The 22073-nt window shown below is 42.2% G+C and carries 11 protein-coding genes and 1 pseudogene; 2 read left to right on the forward strand and 10 right to left on the reverse strand.

All coding sequences use genetic code 11. The features are described 5' to 3' along the window. Positions 1-26: 26 nt before the first annotated feature. The 9 genes from CZ225_RS22215 to CZ225_RS22255 form a co-directional block, all read right to left on the reverse strand. On the reverse strand, positions 27-2030 hold the full coding sequence (locus tag CZ225_RS22215) for a glycoside hydrolase domain-containing protein (RefSeq protein ID WP_077155548.1): 2004 nt from the start codon (positions 2028-2030) through the stop codon (positions 27-29). Positions 2031-2038: 8 nt separating this feature from the next. Then, positions 2039-3172 carry an aldose epimerase family protein gene (locus CZ225_RS22220; RefSeq protein WP_077155549.1) on the reverse strand — a complete coding sequence of 378 codons (1134 nt, stop codon included), beginning with the start codon at positions 3170-3172 and terminating at the stop codon, positions 2039-2041. Between the two features lie 9 nt (positions 3173-3181). Then, positions 3182-4645 carry a glycoside hydrolase family 125 protein gene (locus CZ225_RS22225; protein WP_077155550.1) on the reverse strand — a complete coding sequence of 488 codons (1464 nt, stop codon included), beginning with the start codon at positions 4643-4645 and terminating at the stop codon, positions 3182-3184. Between the two features lie 6 nt (positions 4646-4651). Continuing rightward, entirely contained in the window at positions 4652-7138 is a 2487-nt protein-coding gene (locus CZ225_RS22230) for a glutaminase domain-containing protein (protein ID WP_077155953.1), read from the reverse strand. Between the two features lie 29 nt (positions 7139-7167). Then, the gene (locus tag CZ225_RS22235) at positions 7168-9333 is read right to left on the reverse strand and encodes a hypothetical protein (protein WP_077155551.1); all 2166 of its coding nucleotides are present in this window, start codon (positions 9331-9333) and stop codon (positions 7168-7170) included. 35 nt (positions 9334-9368) lie between these two features. After that, positions 9369-10628: a glycoside hydrolase family 76 protein gene (locus CZ225_RS22240; RefSeq protein WP_077155552.1), complete on the reverse strand. Its 1260-nt coding sequence runs from the start codon at positions 10626-10628 to the stop codon at positions 9369-9371. 201 nt (positions 10629-10829) lie between these two features. Beyond that, positions 10830-11807, reverse strand: coding sequence for a family 43 glycosylhydrolase (locus CZ225_RS22245; protein WP_392387508.1), 978 nt, complete (start codon positions 11805-11807; stop codon positions 10830-10832). Between the two features lie 144 nt (positions 11808-11951). Next, positions 11952-13769 (reverse strand): glycoside hydrolase family 2 protein, encoded by a 1818-nt coding sequence (locus tag CZ225_RS22250; RefSeq protein WP_077155553.1) that lies wholly within the window; start codon positions 13767-13769, stop codon positions 11952-11954. Positions 13770-13870: 101 nt separating this feature from the next. Next, positions 13871-14971, reverse strand: a complete 1101-nt coding sequence (locus tag CZ225_RS22255; protein ID WP_077155955.1) for a glycoside hydrolase family 43 protein — start codon at positions 14969-14971, stop codon at positions 13871-13873. 329 nt (positions 14972-15300) lie between these two features. On the opposite strand from CZ225_RS22255, the gene CZ225_RS22260 reads away from it, so the two are divergent. Continuing rightward, positions 15301-17364, forward strand: a complete 2064-nt coding sequence (locus CZ225_RS22260) for an alpha-glucuronidase family glycosyl hydrolase (RefSeq protein WP_077155554.1) — start codon at positions 15301-15303, stop codon at positions 17362-17364. A gap of 19 nt (positions 17365-17383) precedes the next feature. Here CZ225_RS22260 and CZ225_RS22265 read toward each other — a convergent pair. After that, positions 17384-17608, reverse strand: a pseudogene (locus CZ225_RS22265) (hypothetical protein); the annotation flags it as partial. A 2123-nt stretch (positions 17609-19731) separates the two neighbouring features. Between CZ225_RS22265 and CZ225_RS23775 the strand changes: the two are divergent. Beyond that, a partial coding sequence (locus CZ225_RS23775) for a DUF6443 domain-containing protein (protein ID WP_234983115.1) occupies positions 19732-22073 on the forward strand: 2342 nt, incomplete at its 3' end.

The following is a 22073-nucleotide window of genomic DNA, read 5'->3' on the forward strand; positions in this document are numbered from 1 at the left end:
GGCTATTCACCTGATTAATTAAATAACTACTTACAATTAAATACTAAATGCCCTCCCTTCAGAAGTTCCAGATGAGAAATACGATAATCTTCAATGATCTTTCCATTAAAACGAATGTTTCGGATCAAATCATCTTTCTTTTTCCGTCCTTTTACCTCGACAGTCAGTTTCTTTCCGTTCGACAGGCGAAGCTGGATCTTATCAAAAAGAGGCAAAGTCAGCTCATAATATTCATCCCCCACCAAGAGTGGGTAAAGCCCCATAGCACCAAATACGTACCAGGCACTCATCGTACCGTCATCTTCGTCCATCTCTGGACTATATCCTACGGGATCATTCTTGAATGCTTTACCGTAGTAAGGAGTAGGAAATTCAGAATTCCCTCCGTATTTGTGAATCATGGGCTGGGTCATCAAGTTCCGTACAAGCTGTTGGGTTTTCTCCGGTGCTCCGAGACAATTGAATAAGTAAGGGACATGGATATCCGGTTCATTACCTTGATTGTACAAATGATGATCGAAGAAGTAGCTGAGTTGCGAGCGGAGCGAGTCCTGCCCTACCCATTCTATCATCTTGTCGATATATTGTGGGGCTGCCCATCTGTATTGCCAGCGGGTTCCCTGATAAAGTCCGTTGTTCTTCATCACTTCGAAAGCCGGAGTGATGTTCATAAATTCTTTTTTCCAGGTTTCTTCGAAAAGACTGGCAGAACGTTGCTCATAAAGTTCTGCATCTTCTTTTTCATCGATAATTTCTGCGATCTGAGCCATTGCCCAAAGATCATAAGCCGATTCCATCTTCTGGTCGGGCGAACGCATCGGCAAGCGTTCCATCTCCTCTTTCATACCGGCATATCCTTTGCGGAAATCAAGGTTCGTTATTCCTTTCCGGTATGCATCCAGCAATAAAATAACAGCATGTTCGGTACGAACGGTCGGAGTCGATTCGAATCCTGTAGACCAGTCCTTCTTTCCTGTGGCATAGAGATGAATCAGAGAAGTAGCCATATCGCGCATCTTTACCGGTTCGGTCAGTACCAACAAAGGAAATTTAGTACGGAAGGTATCCCATAATGACCAATTGCTGTAATAACGAAAATCTTTTGAAACATACTTCTTTCCGTCTGTGCCCAAATATTCGCCATCGGGAGAAGTGACATCGACCGGACTCAGGAAGGTTCGGTAAAGCGATGTATAGAAAATTACCTTATCATCTTGCTCTCCACCTTTCACGCCAATGTTTTGCAGTTGTTTTTCCCATTGAGCGATAGCCTGAAGTTTCAGTTTGGAAAAACTCATCTCTTTCCAACGGGAACATTCCTGTGAGGCAAGTGCTGTACTTAATGGGGACAGTCCGATGCGAACTTCTACCGTATGTACCTCTTCATCAAACCTCAAAGCAGCAGTAGTTGCCTGTTGTTCCTGCAACTGGAAAGGATGGTCAGTGTTTAGAGAGAAATAGAGTTTATATTGACCACGTCCGCAAACGTTTCTCGCCTTTACATATCCTTCTATACAGGTATCGGACACACGTTCATATTGACAAGTAGCCACACCTTCGAAAGTGGAAGCAAAGTCCACCCATAATGCAGTGGGAGTATTCCGGTTAAATTGAAAGATTTCCGCTGCCATAGCATTGGTAGCCGTCAATTCGGTTACAATGCCATTGGTGAAAGCGGTTGTATAATAGCCTGGGACTGCCTGTTCAGTAGATTTATCAATATGCAACTCTTGTGCAGGTACTACAGGTCGGATACGTAAGTTTCCCCCACCTCCGCTGCAACCTACTCCGGAGAGACGATTGACAGAAATACCGGATACTTTTGTCACCGCATAATCATAACCCGCATGTGTACGCGGGTCACTGTCAGGACAGACACAAACCATTCCGAAAGGCACAGTGGCCCCGGGAGCTACTTGTCCGTTATCGCCGGATGTTCCGATAAACAGATTCACATATTTTGTGTTCTGTGCAACGGCCATTGTCGTACATAACAACAGAACAAGCAAAAGACCACTGTACCTTCTCATAGTTCTTATTAATTAGTTACTGAGAATTTGTAGATACATTCGCTTGTATACTTCTCTCCCGGACGCAATACAGCCGACGGCCATTCCGGTTTATTAGGAGTATCAGGATATTTCTGTGTTTCAAGACATACAGAAGCACGCTTGTTATAAGTGATACCTTTCTTTCCTGTTACAGATCCGTCAAGGAAGTTTCCTGCATATACCTGAACACCCGGTTCGCTTGTATACAGATCCATAACAATACCAGTTTTCGGTGATTGCAAGGTAGCAGCTTTGCGAGTAACATCACCTTTGGCATTCAATACCCAGTTATGATCGTAACCATGACCATTCTTCAATTGTTCGAAATCATAGTCGTCGATACGCAAACCTACCGGAGTAGCCACACGGAAGTCCATCGGAGTACCTTCTACTGTAACAATCTCACCTGTAGTCATAAATGTGCTATCTACCGGAGTGTAGTAATCAGCATCTACTGTCAAGATATGGTCGCTATTGCTGCCGGCATCACCATCCAGATTGAAATAAGAGTGGTTAGTCAGATTGATAACAGTCGGTTTGTCTGTTTCAGCTTCATACTTAATATCAATTGCGTTGTCGTCAGTCAGTTCCATCACAACTTTGCAAGTAAGATTACCCGGGAATCCTTCTTCGCCGTCGTCAGCTTTGCAAGTCAATTCAAGTTTCTGAGGAGTCAGCAGATTTGCATCAAATATCTTGTATTGGAATCCTTTCGGTCCGCCATGCAGACAGTGTCCATAGTTATTTTTAGGTAACTGATATTCTACACTATCCAGTGTAAACTTACCCTGACCGATACGGTTGGCATAACGACCAATCGTTGCACCAAAATCTGAAGGTTTGGAGATATAGTCCTGGATAGAATCAAATCCCAAAACTACATCCTGCATTTTTCCATCCTTATCGGGAACCATTACAGAAACAATACGCCCGCCGAAGTTTGTAATACAAACTTCCATGTTATTCTTGTTACGCAACACATACAGATCAGTTTTCTTTCCGTCTACTTCCGTCTGGAAATTACTTTGCAATAAACCGGAATCCGTTGTTTTTTCCTCGGCTTTCGGTGTACAAGCTGCCATTAAAAGGGCGGCAACTGCCCATACACATAACTTTTTCATAATACTTTATTAATTAATACTGTTCAACAAATCCACTTTTCCTTCATTTACCAATTTAAGGATCAACTCTCCGAAGAGTGTGTTCTGCCATGCAAACCAAGCACGGGTAAATTTCTCCGGATTATCTTTATGGAATGATTCATGCATAAATCCTTTTCCCGCATCAGTGTCCATCAACATCTTGATACATGCTTTGATTTCTGCATCGTCTTTACTGGTAAAAGCCTTCATCATAATGCTCATCGGCCAAATCATATCATATCCGATATGCGGTCCGCCAATACCTTCACCGGCTGTTCCTTTGAAGAAGTAAGGATTATCTTCGCTCCAAACAAACTTACGGGTATTCTGATAGATCTTGTCGTTTACATCTACATCACCCAGATAAGGCATCGCAAGCAAACTCGGTACATTAGCGTCGTCCATCAACAGGTGATTACCGAACCCATCTACTTCGAAAGCATACATCTTGCCATATTTAGGATGTTTGTATACTGCATATTTCTTTAAAGCAGTCTCAACTTCTTTTGCCAATGATTTGCATTCTTTTGCCAGGTCCTCTTTCTGATTGACAGTTTCCAGAATCTCGGCAGCTTTACGCAATGAAGATACAGCAAAGAAATTAGAAGGAACTAAGTATTGCAATGTAGTAGCATCATCCGAAGGACGGAAACAAGACACGATCAATCCTACAGGATTTACCGGAGCTCCCAATCCATCATTATTCAATGTATCCAAAGCACGTTCGGTCTTACGTTGGAATTTATAAGGTCCAACTCCTTCTTTGCGTTGTTGTTCCTTGAAAGTCTTCAGAATCTGAGTGATTGCCTGAATCCACTCTTCAGTAAAAATACTTGCATCACCGGTTGTTTTCCAATAATGGTAAGCCAAGCGTAAGGGATAACACAATGAGTCGATTTCCCATTTGCGCTCATGCAATTCCGCTTTCATGTCTGTGATGTCAGTCATCCATTCATTATCTTCTACCGGACCGTCATTAAACGCATTTGCATACGGATCGATATTGATACATTTGAACTGGCGGAGGATAACTCCAGCCAGCATTTGTTTCAATTTAGGATCAGAATTTGCTAGCTGTACGTAGGGCCAAACCTGTGCACCTGAGTCACGAAGCCACATCGCATGTATGTCTCCTGTATATACAAAGGTATCCGGTTTACCATCTTTTCCAATACGGAAATGTACAGTAGTATCCAATGTATTTGGAAAACAGTTTGTAAACATCCAGGCTAATTTCTCATTCTTCAGCAACTTCTGTATGCGGAGAATTTCCTTTTCCACTGCATCCGAATGGAATAAACGTTCAGAGACTACCGGACGGTTATCCTTCTGAATGGCATCTGCAGCGCAAACATACATCTCTGACATACGGTCGGCAGCCTGTACTTGTCCTCCGCAAAGCAGCATAGCCGCCAGCATACCTGTATTAATATACTTTACTTGTTTCTTCATGATTTATTATTTGTTTGAGTTATTTAGTTTACCTTCAAGCATTTTAATGAAATATCCTCCAACTACAGAACGAGCCTGGAAACCTCTTTGGTTAGGAGCATCTGTAAATACCCAGTCAGACATCGGAACACGATTCGGTGTTTCGTTCATGAACAAGTATACAGGATCAATGAACTTTTCGAAAGTTGCCTTATCGTTAGCCAAGGTAGCTGTCCACATAATCCAGTCTGTCTTGGTATATGTTTCACGGTTATCCAACGGAAGACCGTATTTATTCTGTTTTGTCAGATAGTAAGGAATTTCTGTTTCAGCAATCTTTGCCGGGAAAATCTGCAAATTCAGCAGTTTATCCCAAACAAGGTTATATTTCTGGCTCCATGTTCCCGGTTTGTCAAAGGTCAGACGATAGTGGTCACCGTCATTTGCCATTTTCTCCCATTCAACAGCCATATCTTTTGCTTTCTGAGTATATTTCTCTGCAACATCTTTCTTTCCTAACATGTCTGCCAGATAGCCATATGAAGCAACACCCATAATTGCTTTAATAGAAAGATTGGCATTGTGTGCAAAGTGTCCGGCAAAGTCGTCCGTACAAAGTTGGTTTTCAGGGTCCAAGCCATATTCAACCAGATAGTCTGTCCATGTTGTCAAAGTTTCCCAATGTTTCTTTGCATACTCGGCATTTCCTTCCATAGCGGCAATAGCAGCAGCCAAAACCACCATATTACCAGATTCTTCAATCGGCATATCTCCACCATAAGTCTGACCGTTAGCCATCGGATAAGTACCTACATCATGAGCAGCAAACGGTTTTGTCCATTTTCCACTTTCACTATAATAGAAAATATGATTCATAGTAGCTTTCACCAGTTCCGGATTGTAGAGCAAAAGCAATGGAGCTCCAGGATAAGTCAAATCGACTGTTCCGATAGAACCGTTACTAAAGTTCTCTTTAGATAGGAATACCAAGTCACCATTCGGAGCTTCTACTAATTTATGAGCCGCAAGAGCCTGGCGATAAGCCAAAGCACAAAGTTCAGCATATTTACGTCCACCGGCTTCAGTAGCTTCTTGCATCAGTTTCTTATCGAATGCCGCACAATTCTTCATCTGTGTGTCATATTCTTTTTCAGCTTTCTGGAATTGTGAAACGATTGTTTCATTACCAGTGCGATTCCAATAGGGACGCAAGTTCTCTCCGAAATATTGGATTGAATAAATATCGTCATATCCAATCAACAGGTGACCGCTAGCTTTATTGGTTTCACCCAATGAACGTACCAAAGCCAGTTTATCATAACCTTCTGACGAAGGTGCTTCCAACTTATTCTCAGTAAAACTCTTACGCAGTTTTTTACCGTCTCCGATAGCATAAGTACTATTTTCTTTTTCGGCAGCCAGATAGAAATGTCCCCAATCAATACGTACATCATCACCTTTCTTTTTCAGTATTTCCTGATTACGGCTTCCGGTACGCAAGAATAACAAGTCACCTTCTGTAAAGCTGTCGGCTACAGATTCCTGGTGAGGCAAGTCGAGTGCCCATTGAGGAGAAACTTCAAAATAGATTTCTACTTCATGCTTCTTTCCGTCGTTAGAAGCTACTTCGTAAGAGATATAATTAACCGGGCGCGTCATCAGGTCCAGATTATCCATAAACATAGGAGCAGTAAATGTCAGGTCCAAATCCACCGGGCCACAAGTAAAGGTGTAATAAGTCTGCATAGGTTGCACATCGACAGATGTCTGTGTAGCTGTCTGACCGAAATACCGGCTATCATCCAACTCTACCAACAATCCGAAGTCCAACAATCCATTTGCTCCGCGGTTGTTGCAATAAGCGGCAATCAGATTATCACCTTTCTTCAAAGAAGCAATCACTTCATCCGACAATTTTACTTGTACATGCTTCTTACAAGCATTTCCTGTATCAACAACCTTGATTCCATTAATATAAATAATCACATCGTCGTCGTGAGAATATTCCAGGTATACATTTTTTCCAGTCAAGTCTTCCTGAATATCCGCTACACGACGTACCCAGATAAACTCTTCTCCCCATTGTGTCTTTGCTGCGGTTTCGTTCTCTTTTGTCCCGAATGCACCTTCTCCTTCTTTCCATGCGCTATCATCGAAATCAGCATTCTGCCATCCGTCAGCCGGTTTCTCAATGGTATATTTTCCTGTCCAAGTACCCTGTTCAGATGTTTTCACCAAAGGTCTCAATTCCAGTTCTTCCATTCCCAGGAAGCGGTATAATTGCCCGTCTACTTTGGCTACACCTATTAAAGGGAAATCTTTTCCTGTCCAATGTTTTACAGAGCCGTCATACAAATTGTCTGTAAAAGACCAAGCACTGGTATAAGGATCTATCGTTACCAGCGGATAAGCCGGAGCACGCAACTCATTTTTCTCATGCCGTTCAATCTGGGTGCTACAGCTAGAAAGTACAGAAGCTGCTCCCAGCAACAGCATCGTTAGTTTTTGTCTCATAATATTCATTTCTATTTTATAGATTCTATTTACCACTCAATTGATACATTTACTCCATTCGGATCATTTTCAAAGCTTAGTAGCAGTGTTTTCGAAGTTTCATCCCATTCGCCTTGCTCCGACTTCCCGTTCACCTTTACGGTTTTAGGTTTGCTTGGCAGCAGAACCCTCGACACATTGGTTGTTTCCAACGGACTTTTCGCCACAAATGAATAGTTCTGCTTTCCTACTTTCTCATCATAAATACGGGAAGCACCGCAAAGAACTTTTGCTTTGACTTTGCCGGACACTTTATTTAAATCATACAGGTATCCCTGCTCGCCAGGTTGAATCTGTTTCTTTGTCAGTACCGGCAAATCTTTATCAAACAGATCGATATATAATCCGGACAATGTCAAAGGCTCGTTTGAAACGCTTTCATCCATAACAGCCGCAATAGTATAGACACCTCTTTCTACTAAGAAACTGTTTTTTGTCTCGATCGCTTTGCCGGTCTTTTTCTGATAAGCAGATGAAATGGTTTCAAAATATTTCCGGTCATTTCCGGCTTTCAACACAAAATGTTTAGGATCTTCACGCATGACAATGACTCTTCCTTTACCATAGCGATAAGTTCCGTCTGTAGGATTCTGGGATAAATTCATCTTCTCGAACAGGTGTTCTGAAGGGGATTTATAATGATTGCCTTCTGTATTCCACCATTCCAGTACGGATTGATAAGGATCGATATCTTCTCCACAATAAACTAAGACTCCACCTTTCTTTACCCAATCTGCCAGATAAGTATGGTACTCGGGGCTCATCGGTTTCATATTCGAGTAGGACATCACCAATACTTCAAGTCCTTTGAAGGTCTCTTTAAACGGAGTGTTTTCGATATGTACCAGCTCTACCGGAACCCCTCTTTTCAACAAGGGAAATGTTTGTCCGTAGAAACTGGAGAACTGAGGATCATCGTATCCGTGGTGAGTAGGAAAACGCTGGAACATCAATGAGTTAGCCATCAATACACCAATACCATGTGTACCGCTAATCTTTTTTTCAGAAGTACGGATATCATTCAATGTATTAATCATGATTTGCATCTGGGTGGAATATGAACGCGGAATACGTTCTTTCCGGTCTGTTCCGGCTACCTGATACAATCCCAGGTAAATACGGTCGGGCCAAGGCATAACTTCATACGTATCAATCATCGGATACATAAGTTGTGCAGAAAAAGTAGCCTGATAATTACGTTTAAAATCTTGCCAGTCTCTTGGGAAATCTTCTATCGGGTCCGTCAGAAAGTACATTTTCCGCTTTAAAGGAGCAGTCATGGACTTCATGCAGCCATATTCCAGAAAGGCATTTTCAAATACCCTTTCTTTTCTTACGCCATCATAGAAATTGGATTCACGTGCAGTACCCGTCCAGACTTGTGCAATATAACCATCAACACAGTCCAATGAAGCCAAGCTAGCTTCAGGACTTACAATCTGCCAGGAAGTATAATTGATTAATGAGTGGGTAGGCACATAACATTTGATATCCAATCCCTTCAATTTTCCGTATTCTTTGGCATAGGAAAATATCTTATCCAATGCATTGTAATACAGATGGTATTTCAATTTATTGGAGAGATATGTGTTTTCGGGAGATTCTTGCTGGTCCCTCCATGGAAAATCATAATATTTCTGCCACTCCGACTTGAAAGCTTCGCTATATCCGCCACGCATCCAGAATTCCGGTTCTTCCAGAAAAATAGAAGTGATTCCTGCATCAATCACACGTTTTATCTGCATTTCTTGCATGTAACGGATAAAACTTTCGGTAGGGACAATGTAGGGCACCAGATGTCCATGGGCAATTTCATCTCCGTTACGATCTCTTTGTCCTTCTTTCAGATGGTCATTAATCCCATCCCATTTTCCAAGAAAATAGTCCTGGTAATTTCCCCACGCTACGCCAGTCATAAACTGTGTTTGGTAACCTTTATTTTTCCACGATTGCACCCGCTGTTCGAAGGTAACACCTGGTCTATCCGATGTACCATATACGATTGCTGCGTCAGCACGCACATCTGTTTCCGGTTTCCAAGGATCAGCTGTTTGGAAGACAGTTTTAGTCTCTCTGTCTTTTACCTTTTGTGCATTGATTGAATGACAACAGATTAATAAAAAACAAGAAACCAGCAGTAGTCGTATATTATTCATGATAGTATATGGTATTAGAGTCGAAAATTATCTGGTTATTTATCTGCCGGGAATAAAAGCATTAACGCAGGTATTCCGGAAGCAGAATAACTGTCGATATCTGCTCCGTCCGGCAGCACTTTCCAATATTCGCCTCCACAAACATTACGTGTTTTATCTCTATTTGCCCAACCTACTTCAATATTATGCTTCAGGAATGGGAGATATTGATTCTGACCGCAGTCGTATACTAGCATTGCCATATATTGAGCGAAAATAGCAGTGTAAATACCTTGCTCAATTCCCTTCTCGAAAGGTAACAGGTTATGTTCGGCAGACATTTCCTTTACAGAATAGTCGGCTGCAAGTATAGCATTATTCAAATAACTTTTTTTCCCGGTAGCTTTATAGAGTAAAACGGATGCTCCAATGAAAGTAGCCTGATTATAAATATGTGCTTTCCATGCCGGAGTGCCTTTACCATGACGGCTATCGGCCACCTTTCCGGTTTTCTTATCCAGCAGGTTCTCTACACCCCATTCATAAATTTCTTTCCCTTTAGCCAGATATTGTGCTTTAGTCTGATATTTGGGTGCCTCTTCAGCAGATTCCTTTCTCCGTTTCGGCACATTATTATAAAGAGTAAGTGCAGCTACCACCACCGGGAAGTTGATACATGCCATTTTACCATCATTCGGTTGATTGGGTTTCGGATTCCGTATCGGTTGCCATTGCCAGAACATTCCGCCATTTACTTTGTCATACGAACCGGTATCTCCTACTTTCTTTGATCCGTACCACACACGACTAAAGCTCTCTTCCGAGAATCGGAGGTAGTCCTCTACTCCAAACAATTCGTAAGCACGTGCCAAAGTAATGGTCCACCACATGATATCATCATAAATAAACCATCCGGTATTTTCATTATTATCATCAAAATCGAAATGAGCGTACTGAGCTTTATTTCCTGCATATATCTTATCACAAAGCTCTTTGTAGTAAGCAGTCTTTTGCTTATCGTTTTGAGCTTTGGCTAATTTATAGGCATTCATTGCCATATCCCAATAGGTAGGTTGGCACCAGATAGCTGCCGCACCGTTGAAACGATCTTTTGCACTTTTATCAGAAGAATTGGTCTTATAGATATATTTGACAGGATCAAGCAATGTCCGGTTGAATCCTTCGTATGCAGCCCATACATCATCATTCGTATACGCAAATGGCTTGTGCTGTGTTTTTCCCGGAACTTCCATTCCGGTCATTGTCGTAGATACTGCCAGCAGTAAAATTAGGGCCAAGAGAGTCTTGTTTTTCATGATAACTGAATATTAGAATATTTTTCCAGTTACAAAGATTGCAGAAAATAAGGAAAGTTAATACAAATCTCTATTCAATAAAGGATAAAAACTAGTCAAAACGCCTTTTATATTGCATTATGACAAGTATATGACACAAAAATCCCCTTATCTGCAACTGCAAATAAGGGGAAATCTACTATACAATATTAAATGTGTCCTTTAAAACTCCGGCTTATCAGCCTTCAATGATGGAGTAGCCCCTTGTACATACGGCCAGCCATCTTGCCAATAAATACGATCTAACATCAGGACTCGTCCCGACGGATTGGCCGTACTGACTGCATGATAAAATATCCAGTCTGCACCCTTCTTATCTGAAACAATTTCTGAGTTATGGCCGTTTCCTACAAACGCATCATTCTTCCCAATCAGGATTTCATGGTTGTTCTCCAGCATCGGACGACCGCTCTTATCCACATAAGGTCCAAACAAGCTTTCCGAACGTCCTACAACCGTTGTATAAGTACTCTTCAATCCCTCACAACAGCTACCGATAGAAGCAAACAAATAATAATATCCGTCCCGTTTGTGAATATAAGTGCCTTCGTAGGCATTACCGGCAATTTGCAAGATTGGAGCGTCTTCTTTCAAAGCAAGCCCGTCTTCTGTCAACTCCGTACCATATATTCCATGAAAACTACCCCAGAAAAGATATTTCTTACCATTATCTTCTATGTAAAAAGGGTCGATACAATTTTGTATCTTGATCTCATTGCTTCGGAACATTTTGCCATGATCAATAAAAGGACCTTCCGGTTGATTGGCAACAGCGACACCAACACCGCATGTCCATTCTCCACCCCAAACTGACATGGAATAATATAGCACATAGCGGTTACCTATTTTATTAATATCAGGAGCCCAGATTCCACCTTTGGGTTCAAATGTAGGACGAGTTGTTTTGGTAAAAGCCGTTCCTACAAAATCCCAGTCTACAAGGTTTTTTGATCGATGAATCGGGACATTTTTGATATCTTCCGTAGCATACAGATAGAAATAACCGTCTTCACCTTTAATAACCGTTGGATCCGGTAAACTATAATTGATTACAGGATTACAGTACTGTTTCTTATCAGTATCCGCCCCTCCGTCTGGTGCAGACTGAGAGAATAAAGCTGCCGAACAACCTACAGCCATTAAAAGAAAAAGTGATCTAAGCATCATATAAGATTGATTTAAAAGTTTGGCAAAGATAAGAAAAAAAATAGAAATTGAACCGGCGGAAATCTCCGCACGGTTCAATTTCACCATGAGATCAGTATTCAATTACAAACTTTTGTCTTACTTATTTAACGAATTACAGATTTTGGTATTAATTTCCTTTACTCTAGGTTCATCAATCTTGATTTCCTTACGGTCATAAGTCATTAATCCGTTTACTTCCATTTCAACGTCTGTAGTCTGTGTATACACTGCTGCAGAATAACCACGTGGAATCAGTTTATATAATTGATTCGCATATTTCACATACTCGTCTGTCACTTCTTTAGAAGAATTGAACTTAACATATCCCCAATTGTGATCGGGTACCCATAAGTGTTCCGGCATAGCCATACCGATACCGCCATATTCTCCCAATACTGTAGCACGACCTGCGTCATAGAATTTAAGAGCCGGGTTCGGATAATGGTGCAAGTCAAGGATATCTCCACATTGGAAGTGGTTACCACCACTTGCCGGATTCACCAAACGAGAAGGATCATGTTTCTTTGTCCATTCAGAGATTTCTTCTGTCTTGAACTGTCCCCAACGTTCATTAAACGGAACCCAAACACCAATACAAGGATAATTGTAAAGGTAATCCATTATTTCTTTCCATTCTTTACGATAACATGCTTCCGACTCTTCCGTACGTTTCAATTCATTACCTGTGAAGAAGTTGTACATCTGCCATTCCGGTTCTTTATCGCCGCTAGGCATATCCTGCCATACAATTACTCCCAGTTTATCGCAATGAGTATACCAACGTGCTGGTTCTACTTTCACGTGCTTACGGATCATATTATAACCGAAATCCTTTGTTTTCTGAATGTCGTAAACCAAAGCCTCATCAGTAGGTGCTGTATACAGTCCATCAGGCCACCAACCTTGATCCAAGGGACCAAACTGGAATACATCCTTATTATTCAACTGCAAACGTACAATTCCATTCTCATCCTGACGGGTAGAGTATTTACGCATAGCAGTGTAACTATTTACTTTGTCTGTCACTTTACCTCCACAGTTCAAAGCAACTTCCATTGTGTAAAGGAAAGGAGATTCAGGACTCCACAATTTTGCATCTTCAGGCATTTGTATATCAATAGTCTGGCCGTTCAGTCCTTTGCCTACAGCCACCAATTGCTTGCCGTCAAACACCTTTACTTCAACCAATTGAGAAGATGAGTTTGCACCGGTAGTAGCTACGTCTACGGTCAGCTTCTTGCGATCAATATCCGAAGCAGTACGAATATCGGTGATGTGACATTCGTCTACAGGTTCCATCCATACAGTTTGCCAGATACCTGTTACAGAGGTATACCAAATACCTTCGGGTTTAGTAACCTGTTTGCCACGCGGTTGAGGTCCGTCGCTTGTCGGGTCCCAAACTTTCACTACAAGTTTGTTATCCCCTTTTGAGTTTAATGCCGGAGTTATATCCAAAGAGAATGGAGTAAAACCACCTGTATGTTGGCCTACTTTTATATCATTCACCCAAATATCAGCCTTCCAATCCACAGCTCCAAAGTTCAGCATTACCTTTTTGCCTTTCCATGCACTCGGAACATCAAATGTCCGCTGATACCAAAGCTCATTATTCTTTCCTACCGTCTTTGCGACTCCCGACAAGCTTGATTCTACTGCAAATGGTACCAGGATTTTGCCTTCATAGGAAGTCGGCGTTTTACCTCTCTCTATAATTGCATATTCCCATAAACCGTTCAGGTTTTTCCAATCACTACGTTCCATGATAGGACGGGGATACTCAGGCAAGACGTTTTCCGGATTGATTTCTTCCGCCCATTTTGTTTTAATTTTATCACCAGCCGGTTTCCATTGCGCAAATGCCGCAGTAGAAAGCAAAGCGACAGCACATACTGCTAAAATATTCTTTTTCACTGTTTTAATTTAATATTATGTTAGTAATATAATTATTATAATCCTCCCTTGACAAGCGGTCCTCACTTGCCAAACATGATAGAAACATCTAGAAATATTACCTATTTCTTGATAGGCGTACCTGAAGGTTTCGGCAATGGAACTCCAACAGGAACCGGTTTGCCTAATTCCGGCATACCATTCGCGTCCCATCCTATCTTTTGCAACCTCGGGTTTCGGCTTTCAGGCTCACCTGTAACTGAATTCGGCAGACTTCGTGCATGATATAATAAATACACTTCGGTACTATCCGGTGAAGGAACAAATGAAAAACTACCCGGTCCGTAAACGCGCTCTTTCGGCTCTTGTTGGAATACCGGTACCTCTGATTTCTTCCAGGAAGCTGGATTTAACAAATCACTATCCGCATCAGCAGTAAGCATCCCCGTACAATAAAAAGGTGACCAACAACCACTGGCTGCATAATATACAATCAGCGTCTTATTATCCTTCGAATGAAAGAACTGTGGTGCCTCATTGACATAAATAGGATAGGCTGTCCTACTTCCATCAGGATTTACCCATTGTCGTTCCCATTCATATTCCGGCCGTGAAATCAGCACTCTTTCCGAATCGAGTGTCCATGGATCTTTCATCCGAGCTATATAGATACATTGAGTCTCCGTATTAATTCTTCGGCTGGGCCAACCCGACCACAATAAATAAAGATCTCCTTTATGCTCGAAAGTAGCAGGATGAATTCCCCAATTCCATCCGGAATTAGTAACTATGGGTCCTCTCAACTGAAACTCCCCTTCCATAGGATCGGGAGAATCATTCTCAATCACATATAGCTGATGGTTGTCCGTATTTCCATCGTCAGCAGCAAAATATATATACCACTTACCATTTATCAACCGTATTTCCGGATCCCAAAGATGCCGGCTATGCATAGGATCCTTTGGAATCCATACCTTTTTGGATTTAGCATGAGTCAGATCGGTAATGTCTGTTGTTTCCCACAACATAATATGTGATTCTGTTTCATGTGTATAATAATACTTTCCATTGTGATAAAGAGCACTAGCGTCAGACCCTCCTTCAGCCAATAGCGGATTCGTATAAGTAGTATCCCTTGCAGTATCATCTTGTTTCCCTGTGTTTTTAAGATTACATGACACTAATAAGACCAGAGACAACAAAAAGCTCAACTTCGTTTTCATAGTTTTCATAACTTCATTCATTTTAAGACAATACAAAGAAAACAATTTTCAGATCATAGTCCTTATATTTTTCTTAAATTGTTTTGAATTCATGGATATTATAATACGAATTCCGACTAATTCATATCGCAAAAATCGGAATAACATTAGAAAACATACAAAAAAAACTATTCAATAAAGGACAAAAACTGACCATAAATATAGAATTATACCTTTTCTTTTAAAAAAAAACATGATTAAGAAGAGGATTTGTCCTTTATTGAACAGAAAATAGCCTATATTTTTCTTCTATTTTATTTTCTTTGTGTTGTTCCTTAAAAATACTCATTATGAATAATTATTATTTTCATCTCGGTATTATTCTACTTTGTTTGTGCACTATCGGACATTCTCGCGGACAAGCACAAACAGTACAAAACACAGATACAGGATATGAACTTTGGTTAAACTACAAGCCTGTTCAAGATCTTTCACTGAAGGAATCTTATATCCAATTATACAGCCAGGTGAATCTGCCTCATTGCAAATACGACGGAGTGATCGCAGAAGAATTAAAACGTAGTTTAAAAGCTACACTGGGAATAACTCCTCAATTCATCAGTAACACAAGAGCCAGCATTCAAATGAGTTACTGTAAAGACAAAAGCCTGGGTATGGAAGGATATCTTATTCGTAATAACAATAACAAGATCATATTGCAAGCATATTCGGATGCTGGTTTTCTTTATGGAACGTTCCATTTGATCCGGCTGATTCAATGTGAATATCCGCTGGACCGGTTGAATATAAGAGAGGTACCGGCTTTAGATTATCGGCAACTCAATCATTGGGACGATCTCAACGGGAATATAGAGCGGGGATACGCCGGAAAAACGTTATGGAAATGGGACGAATTACCGGAAAGACTTGATGAAAGATATACGGACTATGCACGTGCCAATGCCTCTATAGGTATCAATGGAGTCGTATTGAATAATGTGAATGCCGATCCACGTATCTTACGAAGAGATTATCTGAAAAAAATATCAGCGTTAGCACATATCCTACGAAAGTATAATATACGTATTTATCTCGCTGCCAATTTTGCAGCTCCCATGAAACCTTCATCAACACCTGATGTTATGAAAAAATGGGGAGGTGTGGGAGAACTCGATACAGCCAATCCGCTTGATCCGAATGTGCAAGAATGGTGGAATGCAAAAGTGGATGAGATTTATTCACTGATTCCTGACTTCGGAGGATTTCTCGTCAAAGCAAACTCTGAAGGCATGCCCGGACCGCAAGATTATCATTGTACTCATGCAGAAGGTGCTAATGTATTGGCGCGGGCACTAAAACCTCATGGTGGTATTGTGATATGGAGAACGTTTGTCTATAATCCTCAAATAGATAAGGATCGCATCAAACGTTCTTATAAAGAATTTCTTCCACTTGACGGAAAGTTCGATGATAATGTGATATTGCAAGCCAAAAACGGAGCATTGGATTTCCAGCCGGTTGAGCCAGCCCAACCTTTGTTCGGGGCAATGAAACAGACTCCATTAATGCCTGAATTGCAAATTACCCAGGAATATATCGGGCAATCTACGTATTTGGTCTATTTAGCTCCCATGTGGAAAGAGTTTCTCAACTTTGACACGTATTGCAAAGGTGCGGGCAGTAACATAGCTAAGATAATTACGGGTAAGGTTTATCCTACTAAATACCGGGCGATGGCAGGTGTAGCCAATACCGGTGATTCCAACAACTGGACCGGTCATCATTTTGCACAAGCAAACTGGTTTGCATTCGGACGATTAGCGTGGAATCCCAAAGAGACTATTGAGAAAATCACTTCTGAATGGATTAAATCAACATGGAATTGTGATAGGTCCGCGGAAAGGGTAATCACACAAATGATGATGCCGACATGGAACAGCTATGCCCGCAGCCATTCACCCTATAGCCTCGGGCTGACGACTCAGGTAGCTTGTCATTATCGTGCCGGATTTGATATCCGAGCTAACAAAGAATGGAAAATAGACAATAAAGGAATTGGAACGAATCGAACGTTCAATGGTACGGATTATGTTTCACAGTATTTCCCTACCAATTGCACACACTTTAACGACATAAAGCAATGTCCCGAATTATATTTACTTTGCTTTCACTATGTTCCATGGAATCATCTCATGAAATCGGGTGATACATTTGAAAAGGAATTCGTCGAAAGTCTCAAGCAAGGAGTAATGCAAGTCGAAGAGAACATACAGCTTTGGAGATCGATCCGCGAAAGAATTGATTCCAGACGATTTGAAGAGGTAATGAATTGTCTTTTAAAGGAACAACAAGATGCAAAAGCATTTTATGAATCGGCTGTCGGATTTTTCTCTGCTTATTTGCCCCATAAATAAGTATATCTGTCATTGGCACCAATGAAGTTATTAACCCGCTATTCTCTCCGGTTTTCATAATTCCCAACCAAAGAGCTAATACTCCGGTTAACCCCAATGAAATTTCGAAGGCAGTTTTCGAGGCGTCGAACGTAGAGTTTATAATAGCGGTAAATATCTCCGTATCTCCTAGCAACAGCACTTTTGCAAGGGCTATCACGAAGGCTATGAGGAAGAAAGCTATCCAGATATAATTCAGAACCATAGTTTTGATAGATGTATGATGTGGATGCAAAAGTAAGTATAACGTTTCAAATAAACTAGCAGTGAAGGAAAGTATTCTTTAACAAAAGAGGTCATAATCTCTTTGTAGATCTTCCGCCATGTGCCTGATTATATGTACCAACGAGGATTTATAAAACCCTTCATTTATGAAATACCGCTTCTAAACCGATATTTTTTTCTAAATTTGTACTGCATAAATCCCTTCCAACCGGAAGGAAACCTGTTCTTTCAAGCGTTAAAATGTGTTTTTGCAGGCAAGGAACTATAACCGCAAGTTCTGATTATGAAACCGGAGCCTTTGATTATATAATCAAAAGCTTCAGTTATATAACCGGAGCTTGCGGTTATAGTTTTGCATAAAGGAAAAGAAAGTTATTACTTAATGGAGAACAAGTTTTCTATTAGTAGAGAGCAAGTTTTCTATTAATGGACACCAGGCTATCCATTAATGAAATAGCGGCATGAACTAAATCCATGTTATCTTAGCCTTAATCTGTTTCCATGTATTTCTTCAAGGTTCTCTTCTTCCCTATTCTCCCGTGTTCTTTCCGCGGCTCTTTCCGCTTTTCCAGAGTGAGGGTAATGGTGAGGCAAAACGTCTGTCCGCTCCCCCAAAACAAGCAATGCAAAGATAGCACGGCTATGATTTTCCCCAAAAACGCATGGAATGGCTGTAAAATGCCCTAATCCCCCTATTCTTATAATAGCATCTTAAACACATGACCGCCAGTGTGTTCTGTTGCTAAACAGCAAAATGAAAGTGACAATAGAAATGCTGCAAATGTCTGTTGTCACCCTATTGTCACCACTCTATTGTCACCATATTATAATTGATTATCAGGGATATAACACTTAAAAGTGACAAATGACAATAAAATAACCGTTTTATCATGCTTAGCAGTCGTAGTTAATTGCTGCTTCATAGTATGATATCCCCTCCCCAGCCATCCAATATCTTGTCCGGGCTTTAATATCTTATTCCCATGCTTCGGACAATCCGCTATTGTTAGTTTTTCTGTTAGTAATCATCCTGTTATGGCAATAACCTCTTTAGACCTATTGGCGTATCATACTTACATATGCTATTATATAGCTAATAGTTATTAGTTAAATAGTATAAAATACTAATATTATATTTGACATTCATAATATAGTTAGTATATTTACATTGTGATAGCGTATGCGGTTAGTGCCCATGATAAATAGATTTGTGATCCGCAAACCGGCATACGAGTCATATATACTAACATGCTAACCATTTTAGCCATTAAGAAAGGAGGAACCCCTATGAAACCTGACCCATAATCCGTCGGCATCTTAGAGTTGTCCGGCAGCCCCGGAAATAAATTCTGTTAAAAATCCCGCTCCCACCGGATTTTTTACGGTCCCGTTAGTAATACTTATTATACGGCTTCCATATTCTGGTAGCCTGCACCGTTCCTCCCCGGCTTATGCGTAACGGCATGTGACACCAGTCGGAAATAAAACAGATATTATAAACAATAAACACCCTAATAATAATTATACCATGAACAAATTAACTATTCATAGAACAACAAAGTCCCCCTTCTTCAAAAAGGAAACGCCAGCCTTGCCGCCTGCCGTCAAAGGGCAAGCCGGAGCACTGCCCATTCAGGCGTATTCGCGTACTGCCGCAAATACCTTGCTTAATAATGTCCACCCGAACCGACGGAAGCTTTCCCGGCGACTGTGCCGCCCTCCCCCGTTTCCGGCCATGTACGGTTTATTCCTCAACACGAAGCGTAAGGACGACTTGGCTGAACGGTCGAAGACCGTAAGACTTCGTTAACAAGGTAACTCCCTGTAAATAATCACATTACCCATTTATCATGGCGGACGCTCCCGCCATGACTGGAAGTTGCACACTCTATCCGCAACATAAGGAAACATCCGTATCCCCAATGAAATTACTATTGGACGTAAACTAATGAATGCCACCTATTCACAGGTGATCGCAGCCATGACAGTGTATAATCCGAATGTCATCGATTTCCTCGATAACCGGATGAACGCTTTAATTTCACAAGAACCAAAAACAGAATCAAAATAGTATAAAATAACAGTATAAAATAACGAATCATTATGAAAACGCTACGAACTATCAAAAATATGCGGACATTGGGAACCCTCCTACCGTTCCTGGTCCTGTCCCTGTATCCCGGCGGTATTTCCGCCCAGTCCCGGGACACCCTGTACATGCACACCAGTGCCGGACACCCCCACATCATCACCGTGACCCCGCGGGTAAAGACCTCCGGGCTTGCCGGACTGAGTGAGAACCAGATGCGGCGTGAAATCCAATACTACGACCGCTTCGGTAATCCCAACCTGAACATCCTGCATGGCCTCTCCCCTAACGGGGAGGACCTGGTAAACCTGCAAACCTATGACGGGCTTAACCGGGAATCTTTCCGCTACCTGCCTGTAGGCGCGAATACCTCGGGAGGCGGATACATGGAACCTTACGCGGTGGGTGACATAGCCCGGGCGGCCGCTTACTACGGCAAAGACACTGCCCCCTGGAGCCATCCCGTCTACGAGAACTCCCCGCTGAACCGGGTCAGACAGCAGTTCGGTCCCGGAAAGGACTGGGAGGAACATCCTGTACAGACCTCGTTCCTTACCAACCAGAACCAAAAAGGGCTGGCGCATTACCTGACCTTCTACCCTAAATTGAGCGTGCGAATCTATTCCCTTTCTGCGGACAGCCTCACCTACCGGCAGGACTATGCGACAGGTACCCTCGACTGTACGCAGACCACCGACGAGGACGGTCACACCACATTGGAATTCAAGGACCGGGCTACGGACCGGGTACTCCTTTCACGCGTAATGGACGGGGAGGTGATGCACGATACCTATTACGTCTATGACGGCTACGGGAACCTGCGGATGGTATTGCCTCCGGCGGCTTCGGACTTGCTGACTTCTACCACCACTCCCGCTTCATGGATTGAGACTGTGGCAGCCATACAAAAGTATGCTTATATCTATAAATATGACGGGCGGAACCGTTGCATTTACAAGAAACTTCCCGGATGCGATCCTGTCTATACGGTGTATGATGCCGCCGACCGTCCTGTATTCCTACAGGACGGCGAACAGCGGGCCAAAGGGGAATGGTCCTTCAGTATACCGGACGCTTTTGGAAGGATCGTCTTGACGGGGACCTGCAAGAATACACTGGATTATACGGCTGACCCGTTGAAGGACATCGTAGTAAAGGCTACCCGGCTCAAGGGAACGAGTCAGACCAATGACCTGAAAGGATATACGCTTCCCTCCCAAGTCACCCTGGCTACCCCGACGGTATTGAGTGTGAATTATTATGACCGCTATGACTTTGTCGGTTCCAATGGCATCCCTTCGGGAGCTTCTACTGCTTACGAAAAAGTAGCGGGATATGATGAGCTCAGGACAGTGGGAGTCAAAGGGTTGCTCACAGGAACGCTGACGGCGAAACTGAACAGTAGCGGAGCAGTATCGGGCTATCTGTACTCGGTGGTGTATTATGACGGGCGGGGACGTTTGATCCAGCAGCGGGGAAACAATTCTTTGGGAGGGGAGGATAAGATATTTACCGCCTACGACTTCCCGGGGAATCCTACGCAAGTCAGGAAGGTGCATACGGTCGGGGCGGATACACGGACGGAAGTCTATACCTATACTTATGATCAGGGGGAACGTTTGTTAAGGACTACCTATCAGTTGGACAATGACGCGGTGGTGACCCTGGTGAACAACACCTATGATGAGGTGGGACGTTTGAAGTCGGACAGCAGGAACGGGAATGCGAAGCTGAAGACAGAGTATGCGTATAACGTCCGTTCGTGGACGAAGAGTATTACGGGAACGTTGTTCAGCCAGACGCTCAATTATCAGGAGGCGATAACGGGGAATACTCCCTGCTATAATGGGAATATCAGCAGCATGTCGTGGAAGGCGGGATTGGAAACCAGCCCAAGAGGGTACCGTTTCACGTATGACGGGCTTTCCAGGTTGAAGGATGCCCTCTACGGGGAAGGCACTACGCTTTCCGCTAATACGGACCGGTTCAATGAGCAGGTTACGGGGTATGACAAGATGGGGAATATTCTGGGGTTGAAGCGTTACGGGCAGACGGCTGCAAGTAGCTATGGGCTGATCGATCATCTGGCTTTGACGTATAACGGTAACCGGTTGCAGGCAGTCAAGGATGCGGCAACAAACTCTGTCTATGGGAATGGTACGGAATTTAAAGACGGCAGTAACCAGACAACGGAATACACTTATGATAAAAATGGCAATCTGACTAAAGATTTAAACAAGGATATTAGTAAAATCGGATATAATCTTTTAAATTTGCCTGATGAGGTAACCTTTGCCAACGGTAACAGTATCCGGTATGAGTATGCTGCTGACGGGACGAAGCTTCGTACGGTGCA

Origin of the sequence: Bacteroides bouchesdurhonensis, assembly GCF_900155865.1 — a bacterium.
In the GTDB taxonomy this organism is placed as follows: domain Bacteria; phylum Bacteroidota; class Bacteroidia; order Bacteroidales; family Bacteroidaceae; genus Bacteroides; species Bacteroides bouchesdurhonensis.

Excerpts from the sequence above, each read along its gene's own strand:
- CZ225_RS22215 (WP_077155548.1), bottom strand. The coding sequence starts at position 2,030 with ATGAGAAGGTACAGTGGTCTTTTGCTTGTTCTGTTGTTATGTACGACA.
- CZ225_RS22220 (WP_077155549.1), bottom strand. The coding sequence starts at position 3,172 with ATGAAAAAGTTATGTGTATGGGCAGTTGCCGCCCTTTTAATGGCAGCT.
- CZ225_RS22225 (WP_077155550.1), bottom strand. The coding sequence starts at position 4,645 with ATGAAGAAACAAGTAAAGTATATTAATACAGGTATGCTGGCGGCTATG.
- CZ225_RS22230 (WP_077155953.1), bottom strand. The coding sequence starts at position 7,138 with ATGAGACAAAAACTAACGATGCTGTTGCTGGGAGCAGCTTCTGTACTT.
- CZ225_RS22235 (WP_077155551.1), bottom strand. The coding sequence starts at position 9,333 with ATGAATAATATACGACTACTGCTGGTTTCTTGTTTTTTATTAATCTGT.
- CZ225_RS22240 (WP_077155552.1), bottom strand. The coding sequence starts at position 10,628 with ATGAAAAACAAGACTCTCTTGGCCCTAATTTTACTGCTGGCAGTATCT.
- CZ225_RS22245 (WP_392387508.1), bottom strand. The coding sequence starts at position 11,807 with ATGGCTGTAGGTTGTTCGGCAGCTTTATTCTCTCAGTCTGCACCAGAC.
- CZ225_RS22255 (WP_077155955.1), bottom strand. The coding sequence starts at position 14,971 with ATGAAAACGAAGTTGAGCTTTTTGTTGTCTCTGGTCTTATTAGTGTCA.
- CZ225_RS22260 (WP_077155554.1), top strand. The coding sequence starts at position 15,301 with ATGAATAATTATTATTTTCATCTCGGTATTATTCTACTTTGTTTGTGC.